Source organism: Pedobacter sp. N23S346 (assembly GCF_048515415.1).
Classification (GTDB): Bacteria; Bacteroidota; Bacteroidia; order Sphingobacteriales; family Sphingobacteriaceae; genus Pedobacter.
The window spans coordinates 145,945-165,226 of record NZ_JBLYEE010000006.1 but is presented as its reverse complement, the minus strand read 5'-3'; the positions used below and the strand labels follow the sequence as shown (position 1 = coordinate 165,226).

Below are 19,282 nucleotides of genomic sequence, written 5' to 3'. Positions count from 1 at the left end.
TTATAATTTTCAGATAGCTTCTTACACCAGATTTCTTAACCCGTCAAATATGCTTTCGAAAAATGTAGAAAGGTTTAAACCTGCGCTGTGGTTAAAATATACGAACACCAAAAATGCAATTACGACGAATATAATAAGCTTTCTAAATGCGAATGCAATGACTACAAGTGCAATTGGAATAATAAACAGCCATAGGCTATTGATGGTGTAAGGATTAAGGTCATTCTCTTTTTTGTAAACGTAAATGAGCTTACTGTGTGTGCCAGAATCGTTTTGATGTTTAATATAAACAAAAGTAGATTTATCTATTGGTAGTGGTAAAACAGCTATGCCATCATTAAATTTGAGTACCTGCGTAAATCCGCTTACGCTGAAAGTATAAGTGCCGTTGATATTTTCATTCGGAACATTCAATGAATCGGCGGCTATAATGGCCAGCTTATTATTTTTAATCAGATTTTCCTTCACCAGGAAATTGTTAATGCTTGCTGTTTGGGCTGAGCTAAAAAATGCAATTAAGCAGAGCGAGCAAAATAGGATGATTTGTTTCATTCGATAGAACGTTTATTGTAAATTAAATAACCGATATGCAATAATACACCATTTCTTTTAATGGCATCATTATATATATTATAACTTAAGCTAACAGGGCCGAGGGGTGTATGGTAAACCATGCCAGCTGTTGCGGCGTATCGGATTTTGGTAACAGCTTTTGCATAGGTTATATCCTGAAAGCCAGAACGTTCAAATTCTTTGTGTGGCAGGAATAAGTAAGCTTCTCCTCTGAGATCCAGATTTTTTTTAAGATTGTAAATATTCTTTAATCCTCCGGCAGCATAGGTAGAGGCACGAAATTTATCAAGGAAAAGTGAACGGCTATCCTGAAGCGGGTAGAAGGCTGGAGACACCAATAAGGTTGAATAATAATTGTTAAATAAGGGCTGGTTTGAAACAACACCCTCGATAATGTAACCCAGCGTATATTTTTTTAGGTGTAGAAAATAATTTTCCTGGGTAATCTTTATACTGCCCCAATGGTGTAACCGACTAATTGCATCAGCTTCAATAAAACCTGGCGTATTGCGAAATATGTTGCCGGGGTTATAGTTTTCTCTACCCGTGGTATAATTAAAGCTAAGGGAGAAATTTTGTCCGTTGGTGGCATACTGTTTTCTATTTAACGAATTTTTCTCCAGGTTTAACGATCCCCTGAAACCATTAAAAATGGTTTGATCGAACAAATCACCTACCGAAAATGTGTTGTTTGGACTGTAACGGTCATTGTTATTGATGAAAGTAGAATGTAAAACAATTTTGGTGTTGTAATTTAACGGAACGCCCATCATCAGATCAATCTTTCTATCAGATTGTTCGATGTAAATTGGACGCGGATTTTCGATAAAAATCTGACTGGTATTATAGTAATTCCAGTGGTTGTAGGTTAGTTCTGCGGCCAAAAACAGGGGTAATTTTGTTGGGTAATCTACCCGGCCGTTTAATTGAACGGATTCATAAAAGCGACCAGAATAAAAACTGGTACCAAAAGTATAGGCCTTGCGGTTTAAGTAATTGTATTCTGCGCCCAAAAAAACATTGCTGATGGGGCGGGTAGAAATGTTACCACCCAGTTCGAGCTTAAAACTTTTCTTCGGCTGCGCCACCACTTCAAAAGTATAACTATCAGTTGTGGGTTGATAGGAAATTTTTGGATAAACGGTTTCGAAAGTCTGATCGGCAACTAGCTTGTAATAACCACGTTTAATATCCTGTAAGTTGAAAGTGGCCTGATCGCTTTTAAACAACCTTTCGATGTATTTCTTTTGCTGGCTATTTACCCCTGAAACAGAGACATTACTAAATTTTAAGTCGGGTTTTCTTGAATTGAATTTCGCTCTTTTTTGCGCCAGTTCATCATCACTCACCCGTCTTTTAATTAATTCCTTTATTCGTGGCATATTCGCCATGGTGGCATCATAACCTTTTTTAATCAGTTCTTTAACTGGTCCGAAGTTAGTTACACTGTATTCTGCCAGTTCTGGCTGAATATAAACACCATTTTCACCAATCATGGTAGAGTCTGATTTGGAAAGAAACATATAAACCAAAAAGCGGTTCATTAGCCTATCGTCGGTGTTTTTTGGGTATTCATTATAGGTTTTGGAAGATACATTGGCGCCAATCATGTAATCTGGCTTAAACTCTTTCACCATCACATCTGCAGGGAAGTTGTTGTACAACCCACCATCAAAAACATATTTTCCATCGAGCTTGATGGGCCGATAGATAATAGGAACCGTCATTGTGGCCCGAACGGCCTCTGCTAAACTGCCTTTACTTACGGTGATACTTTTTTGCGAAAGCACATCGGCCACCATACAACGGTAGGGTACAAAGAGGTTATTAAAATCATCTTTGGATACGGCTGAGGCCTGAGAAAACAGTTCCAAAAAAGCAAAATTTAGTGGAATATCATTGATCAGATTGGATCGGAAGCTAAAATGAAAACCAGTATCTATCGCCACTTTTGCTGTAAGCATGGATGCGTTTGGCGCTTTCTTTTGAAAATAATAAGTATAATCACTGGTGTAACGGCCATTTACCCAATTTTGAAATTCATCGCTTACCGCTATTTTTTCTATTTCTAAGGGCGAATAGCCTGAAGCATACATTGCACCAACAATACCGCCCATTGATGTTCCGGTAATATAATCTATTGGAATGTGGTTTTCTTCGAGTGCTTTTAATGTGCCAATATGGGCTAAGCCTTTTGCACCGCCGCCACTAAAAACCAGACCTACCTTTTGCGCATGCAATTGGGTATAGCACAGTACGAAGAGTATCAGCAAAGATCTTTTAAAAGCTACCACTCCTCTAAAATAAGGTTTTCTTTTAAAATTAATTCAATATGAATAGGTTATAAGTTAAAAATGATGCAAAACTTACCCATAGGATGTAAGGAATAAAAATTAAACCAGCCCATTTGTCGATTTTGTAAAACATCACGGCATTTAAAATAATCACAGCTAGGAGCATCAGAATTTCTGCTAAAGCAAAACCAATTTCATGCAAGTAAAAAAATATAAAAGACCAGGCTAAATTTAAAATCAGTTGTATAAAGTAGATGGCAACCGTTCTTGGAAAATGAACAATCTGATCTCTTTTTACCCAAACCAGATAGGCCGCAATTCCGATTAAAAGATAAAGGCTCGTCCAAACTGGTGCAAATAACCAGTTTGGCGGATTAAAAGATGGCTTGTTTAAGGTTGGATACCAGGTTCTTACGGACTGTGCTGTTGCCAGGCCACCTAATGCGCCTATGGATAATGTGATGGCTATATTGATAATAAATGCAACAGGCTTAAATTTCATGGTGCTAATTTGAGGTTAAACAATTAAAAAACCTAGTTTTTTCTTAGCGGCCAATCCCCGGAACAACAGGTAAACTCTCATTATCTTCGCTACCTACGCTCTGCACTGCAAATAAATAATTATCCTTACTGTATGGAATTCTGAGTTCTGTAGCGGTAGTGAAAAATTTCTTTTCCCAAACCGGGCTGCTGGTTTCCCGTATCAAAACATAATAGCCTTTCGCGCTTCCATTTGCTGGGGCCTTCCAATATAAAAAGGAAGAATTGCTTAGGTTTTTTACATCGATCTTTACTTCTGTTGGTGCAGCTGGTGCTTTGGCAAGGTTGGCTAAAACGGCAATATTCACGCCTGTGTTTTTTCTAAGGTATTCAAAATCCATAAATTCCTGAAGATCTCCATATCTGATGCCGTTCTCTGTTCTCAAATCCTGATGTTGATGCTCAAAGTTTTCATTCATTTCAGTAATCCTTACGGCAGTAAATCCATTTTCTACAAATGGCGTATGGTCGCCGCCACGCAAAAACCTGTCGTTTCTATAAATCAGTTTAACTTCCAGTTGATCAACATAACGTTCGCCAACCTCTTTAACATAACGCGCTAACTGACGGCTTTTGCCATCATTTTCCAGGCCAAACTGTCTGATGTTTTTAGCATTTTTATCTAAGTCGTATGCTGGTAATCCTTCGCTAAATACGCGTAACCTGGTATTATCAATAATCTGTGTTTCACTGCTGTTGTTGCTGCCAATCATATCATTATTCAGCATTGCATCAACATTCCAGCCTTCTTTTTTTGCTGTAGCAGCCATAAAACCCGATCCTAATAAAGATTGCTCTTCGCCACCTACCGCTACGAAAATGATGGTAGCAGAAAACTTATATTGGCTCATTATTCTGGCCGCTTCCATTACACCTGCAACACCACTCCCGTCATCATTGGCTCCCGGAGCATTACTTGTTCTGTTCATTACGTCCGTAACGCGGCTATCTAAATGCCCGCTCACTACATAAACCCTTTTATCATTAGGGTCTGTTCCCTTCAATACCGCAACAGCGTTTCCTAAAAGCGTTGGCTGATCGATGCGTTTTCCATCGGGCTTAAAGGTTGTGGTATCCAGGTAAGCGGTAAGCCTGCCATCATTTTGTTTAGCAAACTGGTTAAACTTACTTACCACCCAATTCCTGGCTGCACCAATTCCTTTGGTTTTACTTTTTATATCACTTAGCGTATTCCTGGTGCCAAATGAAACCATTTTTGAAATATATGATTTCATGGAATCTTGATTTACAGATTTAACCATTTTATCAATATCGGCATGACGGTTAACCGTGGTTTGTGCATGAACCGAGGTAATTAAAAATGAAACAAGCAATAAGGCGTAGGTTTTTTTCATATGAAGCTAATTGATGCGCTAAGATATTGAATGTTTACAGCATTGAAAATGAATGAATGCGAAAATCCTGTAACATTTTACGCATAAAAAAAGCTCCTGAAACTAAATTCAGAAGCTTTAAAGTGAGATAACAAAAATTATTTGGCTTCGTTAGTTATTTCGTGTATACCTGATTTTTTCCAGTTTCCAAAAGCGTTTTTTACTGCCACTTTTGCATTTGCTAAGTTTACATCGCCCGCTACTGTTAAAAATGTTTTTTCTGGTGATATTTCATTGTAGAAAGCTTGTACATCTAATAAGCTTAATGCTGAAATAGATTTTTCATTCACTGTCTGGTCAAAATCGTAATCCTTTAACTTTAAGCTGGTTAATAGTTTTGCTTTGCCGATATTAAATGTTTTTTGATTAATTGTAGCATTTTGAATAACTGCTGCCATCTTTGTTAACTCTTGAGAAAGATCTGCATTTTTTGTTGACAGCCTTCCACTATTATCTTTAAAAACAATATTGTCGTTTTTTACCACGCTCTCATTAAGTACGGCATTTAGTAATTCTACAATACCATCTTTTTTATTTTGAAATGATTTTGAATCTAGTGTAAAACTCGAGAATGCACCTTTCGAATGGCTGTTCTCTGAAATGATAATTTTCATACCATTCTTTAAAGTATAATCTACTGGCTCGCTCATGCCATTTTGTGCATTACTAATGTATGCAGACGAAATAAGTAATGAAAAGGTGAAAAATTTCTTAATAATGTTCATGTGTTTTTTTGTTTTGATTAAATTCTGTTAACATCCTGTTAAATATGGCGTTGAGCGTTTGAAACGCATACATTTCAGGTGCATGGTTGTATATACGTTATAAAAATTTAATTGGTTTTTCAAAATGAATGATTTATTCATTTTATTCATTGTATGACATTCACATTATTTTTCTATCTAGAAGCAGATTAAGTAACTAAACATTTACATTATAGTTGATGATTGCGCTATGAAATAGAGGCTATTCCTGACAAATGTTCAAAATGAACGGGTTGTTGATTGGAATGTGTTAATACGAATCGTCATACTGACCTGTAGCGCAGCGGAAAGCTACGCAGTAAATTTAGTTCAGCACCTATCTAAGAAAGATCCTGAAACAAGTTCAGGAGGACGATTCTTCGTAGGTTCATAAGGACAACCTATCGGAGAATGCTATCACCAAATCGTCATGCTAAATTTATTTCAGCACCTATTTAAGAAAGATCCTGAATCAAGTTCAGGAGGACGATTCTTCGTGGGGTTCATAAGGACAACTATCGGGGAATGCTATCACCAAATCGTCATGCTGACCTGTAGCGCAGCGGAAAGCTACGCAGTAAATTTAGTTCAGCACCTATCTAAGAAAGATCCTGAAACAAGTTCAGGAGGACGATTCTTCTTGGTATTCAGAAAGACGATCCCTGAGCAGAATCTTCATTGCGAGGAGGCATGATGAAGTAATCTCATTTGTAGATTCTTCGATGGAGATTGCTTCAGCAGATAAAGAATCTGCCTCGCCATGACGAATTTTTTGAAGGGATGTGTTAACACGAATCGTCATGCTGACCTGTAGCGCAGCGGAAAGCTACACAGTAAATTCAGTTCAGCACCTATCTAAGAAAGATCCTGAATCAAGTTCAGGAAGACGATTCTTCTTGGGTTCAGAAAGACGATCCTGAGCAATCGTCATTACTAGAGGCACGATGAAGCAATCTCATTTGCAGATTCTCCGACGGAGATGATGAATGCGAAGGCAATAAGTTATATTCTTATTCCAGACTGCTCGTATACGAAATAAAGTTTTTAATTTCCCTTATGGTTTCTTCGGGCGCACAAATGTGTGGATAATGGCCGGTGGCGTTCATTACCACTAAGAAATTATCTGGCGTATATTCCTTAATGTATTCGCCAACATTCAGCGGAACCATTGGATCATTTTTGGTAGATAGGGTGAGGCTGGGAACGGATAGGTCCTTTAATTTTTCTCTGCAGTCTGATTTAAAGGTGGCCATTGCAAAGGCCAACGCGATATCCGGACTGGTTTCTTCGAAACATTCCAGTAAAAAATTGGTTAACTCTGGTTGGTCTGGACAGGCCATCACCTTAGGTGAAATTGATTTTGCCCAACCCAGGTAATCTTCTGAGATAAGGTTGAAAATATTTTCTATGTCTCCAGCTTCAAAACCTCCGATGTAATCGTTATCATTTAAATATTTAGGCGAAGGCCCAATGAATACTAATTTTTTAAATACATCTGGTTTTTGCAGTGCAGCGATCATGCCAATCATACTGCTTACAGAATGGCCTACAAAAATGATGTCTTTAAGATTAAGCGCTTCTATAATATCAATTACATCACATGCATAGCCATCTAATGTAGCGTATTTATGATAATCATATTGGCTGATGTCTGATTGCCCCGAACCAACGTAATCAAATAAAATGACTTTGTAATCTTCCAGAAATGCATCGGTAATGTATTTCCAAGTGGTTTGCGCACAGCCGAAGCCATGTGCAAAAACAATAACCTGGCTTCCTTCACCAAGAATTTTAACATTATTTCTAATTAAGATTGGATGCACAACTATTGATTTAGATTCCATATAGAGCTGTCAATTTTCGTTGAATTTAAAAATTGTTGATGCTAAAGCAAAATAATCCTGGATAATGAACAAAAGGACAAAAAAAAGATACCTAAGTTGACCTGAATACAATCCGTAATCAGGTGAACTTAGGTATCTAAATGATTGTTTCTGGAAGTGAGGTTAATTAAGAAACTATTAGTTTTTAACCCTGATCTCTGTTCTTCTGTTTAATGTTCTTCCTTCTTCGTTATTATTGGTGCTTATAGGTTCTTTTTCGCCATGTCCAACTATCGTGAAGTTATCGCCATTTAAACCAGCATTTACGAAATAGGATTTCACAGAATTTGCACGGTCTACAGAAAGCGACATATTATGTTCTGGTGTACCTTCGGCAGATGAATGGCCATGTAATACGAATTTAGTTGTTGGCGATTTTTTCATTTCTGCCACCGCTTTGTCTAAAATAGCAAATGAAGAAGTTTTAAGTACAAAGGAGTTAAATTCAAACTGAATATTGTCGAGGTCAAAATTTGGCTTATCAGATGGTGCTGGTTCAGCTTCTTTTTCTGGTACTGGCTCTGGTTTTTTTTCTTCTACCGGAGGCGCTGGTTTAGCTACCGGTGCAGGGGCTGGTTTGGCAGCCAGTTTTTTCGTTTTGCAAGAATAGAAGGTTAACGTAGATAAAGCAATGAGCGTAGTAAATAAAATGTTTTTAATGTTCATCTTTTTTTTAAGGTTTTAAGGGTTAAATTTCGTGCCTGAATCAAAAATACAAAATTCCGATTATAGCTATAACGATCTTTTTTAAAGAACTTGTATAAACATTAATCTACTTACTGATTGGAGACCGTTAACGGATGTTTTAAAGCTAGTTTGATAAATTAAAAATATAATTGAAAAACCTTAATTAAACTTCTTGCGTATATGAAGATACCAAAAGCACAGAACCTATGAAAGATTTCACTATTGCCGCATTATTAGGTGGCCCGGAAATGATCATCCTCGGCGTTGCCATATTATTATTGTTTGGAGGAAAAAAAATCCCCGAACTAATGAAAGGCTTAGGCAAAGGGATTAAAGAATTTAAGCAGGGGCAGGCAGAAGAGCCGGTTCCAGCACCAGTAAATGAAAAGGTTTAATCGCACTTTTTAAGAAGCAACACCATACCAGTGTTGCTTTTTTTTGTGATCAGATTTTCAAAGTTTTGATAACTTTCCTGATGCGTTTGCTCAGATATTATCAACACGGTTTTATTGCTAGTCACGAATAGGCTCAACGGGAGAGAAATTTATGCGCTAACCTAACACTCTCGTCATTGCGAGATACGAAGCAATCTTAACACAATCGCTATTGGATTTGGTCGTAGCGAGACGCTACAACCAGGTTTTTTATCAAAAAATAACATCAATAATTATCAAAACTGATAGGAGTAAAAAAATCAGCAATAATGTAAAAAAAAATGAGGAATTTAACAAAGGAGCAAACATAAAATGGATTTACTAAAAGGCTTTAGAGGAGCTTATTAAGGTTTATTAAAAGGAACTTTTAAATCACGCCTTCAGGAAAGATAACGATTGCAGAATCACTGCATCTATAAATTATCTCGGCTATAGTATTTATACGCTATTCTACCTCAAACATATCTCTGCTTTAGCTGTTACACCAGTGAAAATGATTGAAAATACCTTTGGCATCAACATCGTGCCCGATAATGATGATGATAGACTGAAAGCGCTAAAGCGTTACCGAATTTCAGATACACCATCCGAAGATAGCTTCGATGGGATTGCCAAACTGGCTACCCAAATTTTTAATGTTCCCATTTCATTACTCTCGTTAGTTGATGCAGAAGCGGTGTTTTTTAAGGCAAACGTGGGCATGGGGAGAGCTAAAGAAGCCAATAGGGGGAAAAGTTTATGTGCGCTAGCCGTATTAGATAAAAACGTAACCGTATTTGAAGATGCCTTAAAGGAACCATGTTTAATGGCCAATCCGAATGTGGTAGGCGATTTTGGATTAAGATTCTATGCCGGAGCCCCTTTAATTACTAATGATGGCTTCCTCATCGGTACACTTTGTATCATCGATCAACACCCAAGAATATTTACAGATTTAGAGCGAAGCATTCTGGAAGGATTGGCCAGCACGGCCATGGATCAGATTGAATTGCGAAGATCTGCATTAGATACCATTGATGAACTCACCACCTCAAATACCTCTTTAATTACAGCCCAACTTGATCTTAAGACAAGTATTGAAGAACTTGCGGCAACCAATGAAGAACTTAATGCATTACATGAAGATCTGAATAAATCGTATGAACTTGCTGTTCTTCTAAATAGCAACCTGGCGAAGAGCGAGCTTCGATTCAAATCTTTTATTAAAAAAGCGCCTATTGCCATCGGAATCCTGAGTGGCCGGGAACTGGCAATTGAGGTTGCCAACGATATGTTGTTAAGTGTTTGGGGCAAGCAAAAATCAGTGCTTGGAATGCCCTTTGCTGTAGCAATGCCTGAGTTAAAAGGCGAGCCCATTTTGTCTGTTCTGGATGATGTTTTAACTACCGGTATAATGTATACCGGAAAAGAAGTAGTGGTACAACTGAATTCTGAAGGCTTGCTGAAAGACCATTATATGGATTTTATTTATTATCCGCTCAAAAATGACAAAGGTGAAACCAATTCTATTATTGTAATTGCTAATGATATTACTGATCGGGTAACCGCACGCGAGGAGCAGCAAATGCTTAACCATCAACTGGAAATGGCATTGCGTGCAGGCAGATTAGGTTCTTACAGTATGGAGATTGCAACTGGTGATATTACTTGTTCAGCGCAATGGAAACATAATTACGGGCTAGCTGGTGAAGATAAAATTAACCAAACTAAATTGCTGGAAATGGTTGTTCCAGACTACCGGATTTACGTGACTGAGCTTTTAGAAGATGTAATTGCAAATCAATCTGAGTATCATGCAGAATATGTGGTGAAGTGGCCTGATGAATCGTTGCATTGGATCAATGCATCTGGTATGTTGCTCTATGATGCAGATGGAAAAGCTACCCACCTAACCGGTGTAAGTGTAGATATTACCACCCGAAAAAACTATGACCAGCAAAAGGATGATTTCCTCAGTATTGCAAGTCACGAGTTGAAAACACCGATTACCAGTTTAAAGGCAAGTTTGCAATTGCTTTCAAAGTTGAAAAATAATCCTACGCACGAAATGCTGCCGAGACTGATCGAACAATCGAGCAAAAGCATGGAGAAGATAAATGCTTTGGTTAATGAGCTGCTTAACATGAACCGGATTAGCGAAGGCCAGCTGGAACTGGAAAAAACAACTTTCAAAATATCAGAAATGCTTGATAGCTGTTGCAACCATATTCGGGTGGCTGGTAAATATGATCTGGTAATTAAAGGCGATTTGGATTTAGAAGTATTTGCAGATGAACATAGAATTGATCAGGTTTTGGTAAACCTTGTAAATAATGCGGTGAAATATGCATCAGACTCATCCGAAATTCATCTGATTGTAGAAAAGATCGAAGATCAGGCAAAGGTTACGGTAAGGGATTTTGGAAATGGAATCAGTGAAGATGTTCAGCCCTATTTATTCGATCGGTATTACAGAGCGAGCTACAATGGCAAAGCTTATTCTGGTTTGGGGCTTGGCCTTTATATTTCATCCGAAATTATTAAAAGGCATGGAGGAAAAATGGGTGTAGATAGTAAGTTAGGTGAAGGAAGCAGCTTCTGGTTTACCATCCCCTTAAAATAAGTTCGCAACAACCCTGAGTATATTCTTATCGTTTATTTTTTTTGACATTGTAGCTAAGCTGATGCCTTCTATGGGGCTGAAGAACTTTCTCCGATCATTGATGTACTTTTTTCTAAATGTTTCGTTTACACCCGAAAGGATATAAATGTTAACCCCCTTAAGGTGGGAATTTTCCAGTTGCAATTCTTCGGAAAGTAACACATGCCGGGCAAGTTTGGCCACTACTTCTTTGGTATCTTTAGAAAGATAGAGTATTGTACCCGATGGAAGATTAACCGGCGATTCCAGCATAAAACTATTATTAGCAGAAATAACCTGAGGTGTTGAAAATGTAGCGTAATATTTTAAGGCGCCTGCAATGGCATAATTGTCGGTAAGGAGCACCATAGGTTTACTGTGCTGATTATTGCGCTGAACAGTTGAGATCTTATCAGAAAGCGTTTTCCATCCCGTCATATCTGCAAAAAATTGGGGAATAGTACCACTCGATCCATCTTCCCATACCATTGGCCTGGAGAATGAAGTGTAAGCCACCATTTTTTTTATGTAATTGCGGCAAATGTAAATAGGGAAAACCGGGATAACGAGTGGAAGGCAAAGTAAACCGAATAAATAAATGGTACCCACAAAAATATACTTTGGCAACACACGAGATTTAAACATCATTTCCCAGCAACAACCTCCGGCAGCAAATAATATCGGGAACATCCCAAGGCCATAATACAGTTTACCTTTTAATAAAGCGAGCAAAATTACGAGTATCACCAGCGTAACCGGCCATAACAGGTTAAACTTATTCCTGTTTTTCTTCATAATGAGGAAGAGAAAACCTGCTGTCCATACGGAAACGCCCGCACCATGAAAGAAAAAGAGCTGGAATAGGTAATCAGATACATCAAGAGAAAAAGCCTGCGTTCCCACCAGTTTCAGGTAACCGAAAATTGGAAAGCCATAAAACCACTGCCACAACAGGTTTGGAACAATAAGCAATGTAAACAGCAAACCAGGCCCGATCAGCTTTCGTCCAACAATTTTTAAATTCCGGTTATAAATGATCAGCCAGCCTAAAACAATCGCCGTAAGGTACATTACAATGGTATATTTATTTAGCATCCCAAACCCTAAAGCGCAGGCAGCAAGATATAGAAATACTGTTTTCTGCGTTTGCTGAAACCTCAGTATGGAGAAGGCCAGAAGTGCCCAGAAAAATTCGTCGAATACAACAGGCTGTAGCAGATAGGAGGTAGCCAAAAAAGCAGGTGAACAGATAATAGCGGAGCAAGCAATTGTAATTCCAAGTTTCTTTGCACCCAGGTAATGCGCCATTAATCCGGTAAGCATTACTGTTACGGCAGCGAAAATGCAAGGTATAATTCGCCAGGCGGTAATGGAAGTACCAAACAAAGCCGAAGCAATTTTTGCCATCCAGGTTACAAAAGGAGAAATATCTAAAAACCCCCAGGCAAAACGTTCACTTAACGAAATATAATAGAGTTCATCTGCGTGGAGCCCATAGTTAGAAATGCCTGTTAAATGAATACCAAATTTTAAAAGACCAAAAAAACCAATAAGCAACCAGGTTTCTTTGCCTGTTTTTAATGCCGGCAATAAGGTTTTAGAAAACACTTTCTGCGTTGGCTGATGATTCTTTTCCTGGCTAGAGACATAAAACGAACTTCTGCTAACTACATTCATTATCTACAAACGCCATTTTTTTTCCAGGTGATCAACCTTAACAGGATGCTATCATTCATAAATTTATACTTGCTTCAAATTTAAGCGACCCCAATTTTGTTGACGGTTGATGATATACATAGCTTCTATAACACCAATTTACATCAGATGGATTTAAAAAAAAATATTTTAGGTGAATCTGTAGATTTTATTAATAATTGAGCAATTAATTTTAATGATGATTTACCCTTTGAATTTCTTCAGTAGTTATTTTTTAGGTGCTTATAATATCTTGCTGAATTATACTAAATTTCCCTGACCAAATTCAATTAACTTTTCTATAATCGGCATTGTTTTCAGGCCAAGTTCTGTCAATCGATATTCTACTCTGGGAGGGATCTCAGGATAAGCTTTCTTAATAACAAGTTTATTTTCGACAAGCATATTTAACTCTTGTATAAGCATTTTCTCACTTATACTTGGAATAGCTCTTTTCAACTCGCCATATCTCATCACATCATCATTAATCTGGAAGATAATCAGTAGTGTCCATTTACCACCTAGAAGACCTAAAGATGCTTTAACAGGACAATTATCGTCGCAAGGTATAATTTCTTTTAATTTTTTTTCCATTGATATTCAGCTATTCTAACTAAAGAGTAAGTACCCTACCGTTCAGTAGGTACTTGTACAAAGGTAGGTAATTATTGAAATTTGTTCAAGTTTAACTTTATAACCATAGAAAAAATGAGAATTTTAGTTTTTGGAGCCACCGGCTCACAACAGTTTAATATTATAGCAGAAGCAAATAAAAAAGGTGCCCAAGTAATTGCTGCAACGAGCACTGAGAAAAGTTTTGGAAAATTAAAAGCGGCCGGAGCGGAGCCTGTTTTAGGGGATATGAGCAACGCTGCCAGAATGTTAGAGATTACCCAAAACATTGATGCAATTGCCTTTATGATTCCGGTTTCTTTACCAAATCCTTTTGATGGATTGGAATTTTCTAAAAATGTTATTGATGCTGCCAAGGTTAATAAGATCAAAAAGATTGTTTGGAATACCAGTGGCTGGCTTCCCGAACAAAAAACTGGTATACCCACTGATGATGTTAAATTAGATGTGAGAGATTACCTGGTAAAAAGTGGACTGGATTATGTAATTATCGAACCCACAATTTACATGGAAAATATGATGGGTGGCTTTTGTGCGCCATTTATTTCTAGTGAAAGGAAATTAGCCTATCCTACTCCTGAAGCAATGCCTATCGGATGGATCGCTTCCAGAGATGTGAGTGCGCTAGTGGTTGAAGCTATTTATCATCCTGATTTGAAAGCTGATACTTTCCAGGTAAGTGGTTTGGAAAACTTAAAGGGTGAGGAGTTGGCAGATAGGTTTTCAACCGGCGTTGACGAAAAAATAGTTTATTATACCCAACCACCTGCAGAATTTAAAGGTATTCTTGCTCCATTTGTAGGTGAAGCAGCCGCAGCAGCTGTTGCATCCTTTTACGAATTCTTGCAAAATGCAAAGGAATATCCTTCTAAATTTAATCCAAACATGAGTGATATTCTGGAAAAATTACCTGTTGAAATGACTTCCTTAGCGCAATGGGCAAGAGATAACAAAAGCTTTTTTATTAAATAATTAACACATGGAAGCAAAAGAAGTTGTAGCATCATACTTTGATGCTTTGGCAAATGGTGAAGTGGAGAAAGCACTATCCTTCTTTACACCAGAAACCAAATGGAGCCAGCCAGGAAACAATAAGTTTTCTGGATTGAAGAATAATCTTGATGAAATTTTCAAAATGTTTGAAGGCATAATGACTGATACATCGGGGAACATGACAGTAAAACCTGATGGCGCAATGATGGAAAGTGGGGAGCTGGTAGCAGTTCCTGTTTGGTTTACCGCAAAAAAAGAAATGAATAGTATGGCGCTGGGTGGAATGGACCTATTTGAAGTTAAGGCGGGAAAGATTGTTTACGTCTGGACATTCTCATACAATCAACAAGTGGATGATGAATTTTGGGGAAAGTAAAAACCTTAAGTAATATAAACGGGGACGGTTGGCAATTTAAGCCATGCCGCTTCGTTTTTTTATTTTAAACGCAGGTTTTTCTCTTCTATAAATTCTGAAGTAGTCAAACCTGTTTGAGATTTAAAAAAGCGCATCAGATTGTTTGGCTCAGAAAAGTTTAAGTCATAAGCAATTTCATTTATCGTCTTATTGGAATGAATAATCTGATTCTGAATTTCAAATATTAGGCGTTGTTTCAGCAGTTGACTTGATGTAACTTGAAATTGTGCTTTTACTACTTTATTAAGAGAAATTCTACTTACGCCTAGCATATCGATATAGTCACTAACGCGCTGTTTTTCCCGAAAATGTAACTCGATCAGGTTTTTGAATAAAAATGGTATTTGATTATTACCCTCCATATTCAAAGATAATCCCTGTTGAGTGGCGTATTGGCGATTAAGTGACTGTAAAAGATAGTAAACCAGGGAGCGAATAATGTGAGAACTATCAAATTTACTATCTATCAGTTCAGACTTGATCTCGGTTAAACTCCCGCAATATTTGAGAAGGTCTTCTTCACTAACTGTTATGGATAGCGGAAAGTTTAACTGGTAAAAATATAGCAGCCGATAGGTGAAGAGCTTATCAGAAAAAAAATCATTCAGGAATTCTTCCTGAAATATTAATGCAGTAACTTCCAGGTTGCCCACATTCAAATTCCAACTTCGCTTTTGATATGGAGAGATAAAGACCAGGGAATTATTTGAAACAGTAATTTTCTTTTCATTAAGGAAGACAAAACCTTCTGCTTTTTTGAAAAACAAAATTTCAAAATAGTCAGTGTTAAAGGTTGTATTCTGCCTGTAATCAATATCCTTTTCGGTTAATACATTTAACAGAAAATCTACACCGCATTCACCTTTGTGAAACTTTATTGTTTTCAATTTTTTTTGATTCAAATACAAGGAATAAAAATCGCTATTATTTATTTTGGATGCTTATCAAAATGCTAGTATTTAAGCTTGATTTGATATCCTTAAACCATAATTTTCTAATGAACTTTGTTTCTTTTCCGATGAAGGAAATTTAGTAAAAAAAATATTAAATCATGAAAAAAGTACTATTATCAGTTATTTTATCGATAACAGCAATAATCGCATTTAGCCAAAGTAGCTCTAATTCAAAACCTAGTATTCAGCTCATACGAAATGCCACACTAATCATTCATTATGGTGGACACAAAATTTTAGTAGATCCAATGCTATCTCCAAAAGGGGCATTTGAATCTTGGGCTGGCATTGCCAAAAATCCTACAGTGGATTTAAAACTACCGATGCAGCAAATTACGGATAGTGTTGATTTGGTTTTGGTTTCTCACACTCACGCAGATCATTTTGACGATGCTGCCAATAAGGAATTAAGCAAATCTATTAAAATCATCAATCAGCCTGCAGATAAAACATTCTTTAGTTCAAGGGGATACACAAATGCAGAAACACTTGAGCATAAAACAAAATGGGAAAATATTAATATTGAAAGGGTAAACGGAGCGCATGGATCGGGCAAGGTGCTGGAAATGATGGGTAAAACTTCGGGCTTTATTCTTAGTGCAACTGGTCTGCCTACGATATATATTATGGGAGATGCCATCTGGACAGATCATATAAAGGAAAATATTAAAAGGATTAAGCCAGATATTATTGTGGTTAACTCTGGTGGTGCTCAGATTAAGGGATTTGAAAATGTTCCAATCATTATGGATGAAAAACAGACAATGGATTTAATTGCTTCAAGTGGCAACGCGAAAGTTATTGCAGTCCATATGGATGCTTTGGATCATTGCCGTACCACGAGAGTTTCTCTTGGTAAAGAAGCAGCAAAAAACCATGTCGCTAAAGATAAATTAGTAATTCTGAAAGATACGGAGACGTTTTATCTTGCAAATTAATTACCATTGAGGCTATAAGTGGGGTAGGGTTATGTTCTGTGCTTAGTGGGTTTTCATATTTTCTGGATTATCACAAAATAGGTTCTGAATCAAGTTCAGAATGACGCCCGTGTTTAATTATGAAGTTTTACCTTAATGTCTTAATGTTTCAAATAAATGGACTTGATTTGGTTCTGTGCTTTGTAGGTTGGGGATTTTTCGTTGCGCTACCATTGACGTTATTTTCAATTAATTGATAATGAGTCTTTTTACTATTTTTGTTTTCGCCTGGCTAAGCCTAAGTATTGCATCTTCGTTCCGCTCAAATCGGCCTAACAAATTTTTGGGGATAGCTTATTTAAGCCTAACCACAAACTTTAAAACAAAAATTTTAAGCCGACATTTATTAATGTGTTATTTATTGTTTTTTTTCTGTATTAATGAGCTCGTAGAAATGCTCGGTTTTGTTTCTTTTGATGCCAAAAGAAAAAAGCCCGTCTGGCCAGGACAAATTAATAACCCCGCCTTGCGGGCACCTCCAGATAAATCGGTAGGAATTGCATATCGCAGAACCTATATCCTGCACAAACGTCATTTATATTGATTTTTATAAAATAAATTACCCCTCTGAATGACAATAATTCTTAATGCCTTAATAAGTTAATTAAACTGACGAAGTTCTGTTACGCGCTTTCCCTTTGAAACTTCGTAAGTTAAACTTGTTGCCCTGATCTTCAATCTCAGGTTCTCAAAATTATATTGCACTATTTTTATTTTCATACGCCAAAATTGCCTGGCAAGTTATATATTTGCCGCTCGAAGTTCCCATAGTTCAATGGATAGAATTGTGGTTTCCGGTACCACCGATGGGGGTTCGAATCCCTCTGGGAACACAAAAAGAATTAATTCTTACTGAACATTAAAAAAGAAAGGAAGCACGATGGCTTCCTTTCTTTTTTAGCAACTCTGGTTGACTCCTTCTACCAAAATTTTAAGTGTATCTATCATTTCTTAGGTAAAGGCTAAGAAAGCAACAAAAAAGAGGTTGCTCATTTTTTTCAATGATGCAACCTCTTTTTTAATTGCTTAAAAAAACTTAATTATTATCCCACCATAAACGATCTACAATTTTAGCTCGTTGTTGCGGTTGTGGATTTGAAGTGATTTCCGAATTTGGATATAAAACCCTTCTTGGAATCTCAGACAGCGCATTTTTTACCCTTGTTAAAGCCGGAAATCCCGTTCTACGCCAGTCGGTATAATTTTCCGAATTAAGGAAATTAGATATAAATTTTTCCTCTATAATTAAGCGGAGGGCATTTGAAGCATTTAACGTACCTCTTGCGGCCAGGTAATTATTTGCATCAGTAGTGCTTACCCCAACTTTGTCCATATGGCGCTGAACACCTTCTGTATAAAATGGTTGTGCAGCATTTGCACCGGAAAGAATGAAAGTAGCTTCCGCTTTTAAAAAAGCAGCTTCAGTATAATTAACCAAGTAATTACTGGCACTTGCACTTGCATAAAACTCAGCAGGAATGGAGTACGATTCTAAACTGCCAATCTCTTCAAGTCCAATTTGTCTGCCGGTATATAAACCTGTCTGAACGGCAGGCTTAATCATTTTGCTTAATCTTGGATCATTTCTCAATTTAAAGTTGTCAACAAAAGTATTGGCCAGCACGAATGTTGTGCCTGGTAAAAAGTTCTGTTGCCATGGGTTTTCTGCACCTGCAGCACCACTAAAAGCTATTTTACAATCGTCGCTATTATCTTGCATACCATTGGCTAGCGCGGTTAATGCCAGTTGCGCCTGTGCTGCGGCCGTTGTACCGGGGGCTTTGGTAAGGTGCATATAATAACGCGCTTTTAAGGTGTAGGCAAGTTTTTTCCATTTTGCCATGTTTCCCAGGTACATCAGGTCATCTGCACCGGGTGCTAAGCCAGTATTCCGATCGATATCTGAGATGCTTTCATCTAATAAGCGCTGAATTTGCACATAAATCTGTTGTTGAGTATCATAAACCGGGGTAGGTGTTGTAGTTCCTTTAAAAGCCTGACTGTATGGAAGATCTCCCCAGGCATCAGTTGCATAACCCAAAGTGTAAGCGCTCAAAATCTTCGAAATCGCAGCATATTTAGAGTTACCGTTAGAAGTGGCCTTTGTACTAAGTATGTTAAGGTTGTTAAGTGTTCGCACGTATACGTTATTCCAGTCGCCATCCATGTCTACGCTGAACATTTGGTAAGTGCCAAAGTTGGGCGCAACCTGGTTTAGTGCCATTACCTGCAGGTATTGCTGAAGAACCACACTCAGATTGGCATCGCCGGAAGCATTAATATTTTGTGAGATCAGCATCTGTATTGGCGGCAGCATGAGCGACTCCTTTACATCTATTGGCCTGTTTGGATCGTAATTAACGTCTATATATTTTTTGCATCCAGCGAAAGCCGTCATCAATGCAAAACTTAGAATAAAATATATCTTTTTCATGTTGATTATTTCTT

Annotated in this window: 16 protein-coding genes and 1 tRNA gene; 6 read left to right on the top strand and 11 right to left on the bottom strand. The window is 37.5% G+C overall.

Annotated features, from left to right (window positions below; all coding sequences use genetic code 11):
* Positions 1-21: 21 nt before the first annotated feature.
* The 7 genes from ACN1CD_RS12605 to ACN1CD_RS12575 all read right to left on the bottom strand — a co-directional run bounded on the left by ACN1CD_RS12605 (position 22) and on the right by ACN1CD_RS12575 (position 8,093).
* Positions 22-552, bottom strand: a complete 531-nt coding sequence (locus tag ACN1CD_RS12605; RefSeq protein ID WP_419130745.1) for a hypothetical protein — start codon at positions 550-552, stop codon at positions 22-24.
* Entirely contained in the window at positions 549-2,846 is a 2,298-nt protein-coding gene (locus ACN1CD_RS12600; RefSeq protein WP_419130744.1) for a patatin-like phospholipase family protein, read from the bottom strand. The genes ACN1CD_RS12605 and ACN1CD_RS12600 overlap by 4 nt, the downstream gene beginning before the upstream one ends.
* Positions 2,847-2,895: 49 nt before the next feature.
* Positions 2,896-3,369 (bottom strand): TspO/MBR family protein, encoded by a 474-nt coding sequence (locus ACN1CD_RS12595; protein ID WP_419130743.1) that lies wholly within the window; start codon positions 3,367-3,369, stop codon positions 2,896-2,898.
* Between the two features lie 43 nt (positions 3,370-3,412).
* Complete coding sequence (locus tag ACN1CD_RS12590) at positions 3,413-4,762, bottom strand: M28 family metallopeptidase (protein ID WP_419130742.1); 1,350 nt, start codon at positions 4,760-4,762, stop codon at positions 3,413-3,415.
* Positions 4,763-4,899: 137 nt separating this feature from the next.
* Positions 4,900-5,415: a hypothetical protein gene (locus tag ACN1CD_RS12585; RefSeq protein WP_419130741.1), complete on the bottom strand. Its 516-nt coding sequence runs from the start codon at positions 5,413-5,415 to the stop codon at positions 4,900-4,902.
* A gap of 1,139 nt (positions 5,416-6,554) precedes the next feature.
* Positions 6,555-7,388: an alpha/beta fold hydrolase gene (locus ACN1CD_RS12580; RefSeq protein WP_419130740.1), complete on the bottom strand. Its 834-nt coding sequence runs from the start codon at positions 7,386-7,388 to the stop codon at positions 6,555-6,557.
* 177 nt (positions 7,389-7,565) lie between these two features.
* The gene (locus ACN1CD_RS12575) at positions 7,566-8,093 is read right to left on the bottom strand and encodes an OmpA family protein (protein ID WP_419130738.1); all 528 of its coding nucleotides are present in this window, start codon (positions 8,091-8,093) and stop codon (positions 7,566-7,568) included.
* A gap of 227 nt (positions 8,094-8,320) precedes the next feature.
* On the opposite strand from ACN1CD_RS12575, the gene ACN1CD_RS12570 reads away from it, so the two are divergent.
* The gene (locus tag ACN1CD_RS12570) at positions 8,321-8,509 is read left to right on the top strand and encodes a Sec-independent protein translocase subunit TatA/TatB (RefSeq protein ID WP_419130737.1); all 189 of its coding nucleotides are present in this window, start codon (positions 8,321-8,323) and stop codon (positions 8,507-8,509) included.
* A gap of 532 nt (positions 8,510-9,041) precedes the next feature.
* A complete protein-coding gene (locus ACN1CD_RS12565; protein WP_419130736.1) occupies positions 9,042-11,150 on the top strand; it encodes an ATP-binding protein in 2,109 nt (702 codons plus the stop codon).
* Here the strand turns inward: ACN1CD_RS12565 and ACN1CD_RS12560 are convergent.
* Positions 11,142-12,845 (bottom strand): ArnT family glycosyltransferase, encoded by a 1,704-nt coding sequence (locus ACN1CD_RS12560; protein ID WP_419130735.1) that lies wholly within the window; start codon positions 12,843-12,845, stop codon positions 11,142-11,144. The genes ACN1CD_RS12565 and ACN1CD_RS12560 overlap by 9 nt on opposite strands.
* A 279-nt stretch (positions 12,846-13,124) precedes the next feature.
* Positions 13,125-13,457 (bottom strand): winged helix-turn-helix transcriptional regulator, encoded by a 333-nt coding sequence (locus ACN1CD_RS12555; protein WP_419130734.1) that lies wholly within the window; start codon positions 13,455-13,457, stop codon positions 13,125-13,127.
* Positions 13,458-13,571: 114 nt separating this feature from the next.
* Between ACN1CD_RS12555 and ACN1CD_RS12550 the strand changes: the two genes are divergently transcribed.
* Both ACN1CD_RS12550 and ACN1CD_RS12545 read left to right on the top strand, forming a co-directional pair.
* Positions 13,572-14,468 (top strand): SDR family oxidoreductase, encoded by an 897-nt coding sequence (locus ACN1CD_RS12550; protein ID WP_419130733.1) that lies wholly within the window; start codon positions 13,572-13,574, stop codon positions 14,466-14,468.
* Positions 14,469-14,475: 7 nt separating this feature from the next.
* Positions 14,476-14,865 (top strand): nuclear transport factor 2 family protein, encoded by a 390-nt coding sequence (locus ACN1CD_RS12545; RefSeq protein ID WP_419130732.1) that lies wholly within the window; start codon positions 14,476-14,478, stop codon positions 14,863-14,865.
* Positions 14,866-14,924: 59 nt separating this feature from the next.
* Here the strand turns inward: ACN1CD_RS12545 and ACN1CD_RS12540 are convergent, their stop codons facing one another.
* Positions 14,925-15,791 carry an AraC family transcriptional regulator gene (locus ACN1CD_RS12540; RefSeq protein WP_419130731.1) on the bottom strand — a complete coding sequence of 289 codons (867 nt, stop codon included), beginning with the start codon at positions 15,789-15,791 and terminating at the stop codon, positions 14,925-14,927.
* A 164-nt stretch (positions 15,792-15,955) separates the two neighbouring features.
* Here ACN1CD_RS12540 and ACN1CD_RS12535 point away from each other — a divergent pair, with 164 nt between their 5' ends.
* Both ACN1CD_RS12535 and ACN1CD_RS12530 read left to right on the top strand, forming a co-directional pair.
* Positions 15,956-16,795 carry an MBL fold metallo-hydrolase gene (locus ACN1CD_RS12535; protein WP_419130730.1) on the top strand — a complete coding sequence of 280 codons (840 nt, stop codon included), beginning with the start codon at positions 15,956-15,958 and terminating at the stop codon, positions 16,793-16,795.
* 800 nt (positions 16,796-17,595) lie between these two features.
* Positions 17,596-17,667: transfer RNA gene (locus ACN1CD_RS12530), tRNA-Arg, on the top strand.
* Positions 17,668-17,870: 203 nt separating this feature from the next.
* Here ACN1CD_RS12530 and ACN1CD_RS12525 read toward each other — a convergent pair.
* Entirely contained in the window at positions 17,871-19,268 is a 1,398-nt protein-coding gene (locus ACN1CD_RS12525) for a SusD/RagB family nutrient-binding outer membrane lipoprotein (RefSeq protein ID WP_419130729.1), read from the bottom strand.
* Positions 19,269-19,282: the final 14 nt, after the last annotated feature.

Excerpts from the sequence above, each read along its gene's own strand:
- ACN1CD_RS12605 (WP_419130745.1), bottom strand. The coding sequence starts at position 552 with ATGAAACAAATCATCCTATTTTGCTCGCTCTGCTTAATTGCATTTTTT.
- ACN1CD_RS12595 (WP_419130743.1), bottom strand. The coding sequence starts at position 3,369 with ATGAAATTTAAGCCTGTTGCATTTATTATCAATATAGCCATCACATTA.
- ACN1CD_RS12590 (WP_419130742.1), bottom strand. The coding sequence starts at position 4,762 with ATGAAAAAAACCTACGCCTTATTGCTTGTTTCATTTTTAATTACCTCG.
- ACN1CD_RS12585 (WP_419130741.1), bottom strand. The coding sequence starts at position 5,415 with ATGAAAATTATCATTTCAGAGAACAGCCATTCGAAAGGTGCATTCTCG.
- ACN1CD_RS12580 (WP_419130740.1), bottom strand. The coding sequence starts at position 7,388 with ATGGAATCTAAATCAATAGTTGTGCATCCAATCTTAATTAGAAATAAT.
- ACN1CD_RS12575 (WP_419130738.1), bottom strand. The coding sequence starts at position 8,093 with ATGAACATTAAAAACATTTTATTTACTACGCTCATTGCTTTATCTACG.
- ACN1CD_RS12570 (WP_419130737.1), top strand. The coding sequence starts at position 8,321 with ATGAAAGATTTCACTATTGCCGCATTATTAGGTGGCCCGGAAATGATC.
- ACN1CD_RS12565 (WP_419130736.1), top strand. The coding sequence starts at position 9,042 with ATGATTGAAAATACCTTTGGCATCAACATCGTGCCCGATAATGATGAT.
- ACN1CD_RS12560 (WP_419130735.1), bottom strand. The coding sequence starts at position 12,845 with ATGAATGTAGTTAGCAGAAGTTCGTTTTATGTCTCTAGCCAGGAAAAG.
- ACN1CD_RS12555 (WP_419130734.1), bottom strand. The coding sequence starts at position 13,457 with ATGGAAAAAAAATTAAAAGAAATTATACCTTGCGACGATAATTGTCCT.
- ACN1CD_RS12550 (WP_419130733.1), top strand. The coding sequence starts at position 13,572 with ATGAGAATTTTAGTTTTTGGAGCCACCGGCTCACAACAGTTTAATATT.
- ACN1CD_RS12545 (WP_419130732.1), top strand. The coding sequence starts at position 14,476 with ATGGAAGCAAAAGAAGTTGTAGCATCATACTTTGATGCTTTGGCAAAT.
- ACN1CD_RS12535 (WP_419130730.1), top strand. The coding sequence starts at position 15,956 with ATGAAAAAAGTACTATTATCAGTTATTTTATCGATAACAGCAATAATC.
- ACN1CD_RS12525 (WP_419130729.1), bottom strand. The coding sequence starts at position 19,268 with ATGAAAAAGATATATTTTATTCTAAGTTTTGCATTGATGACGGCTTTC.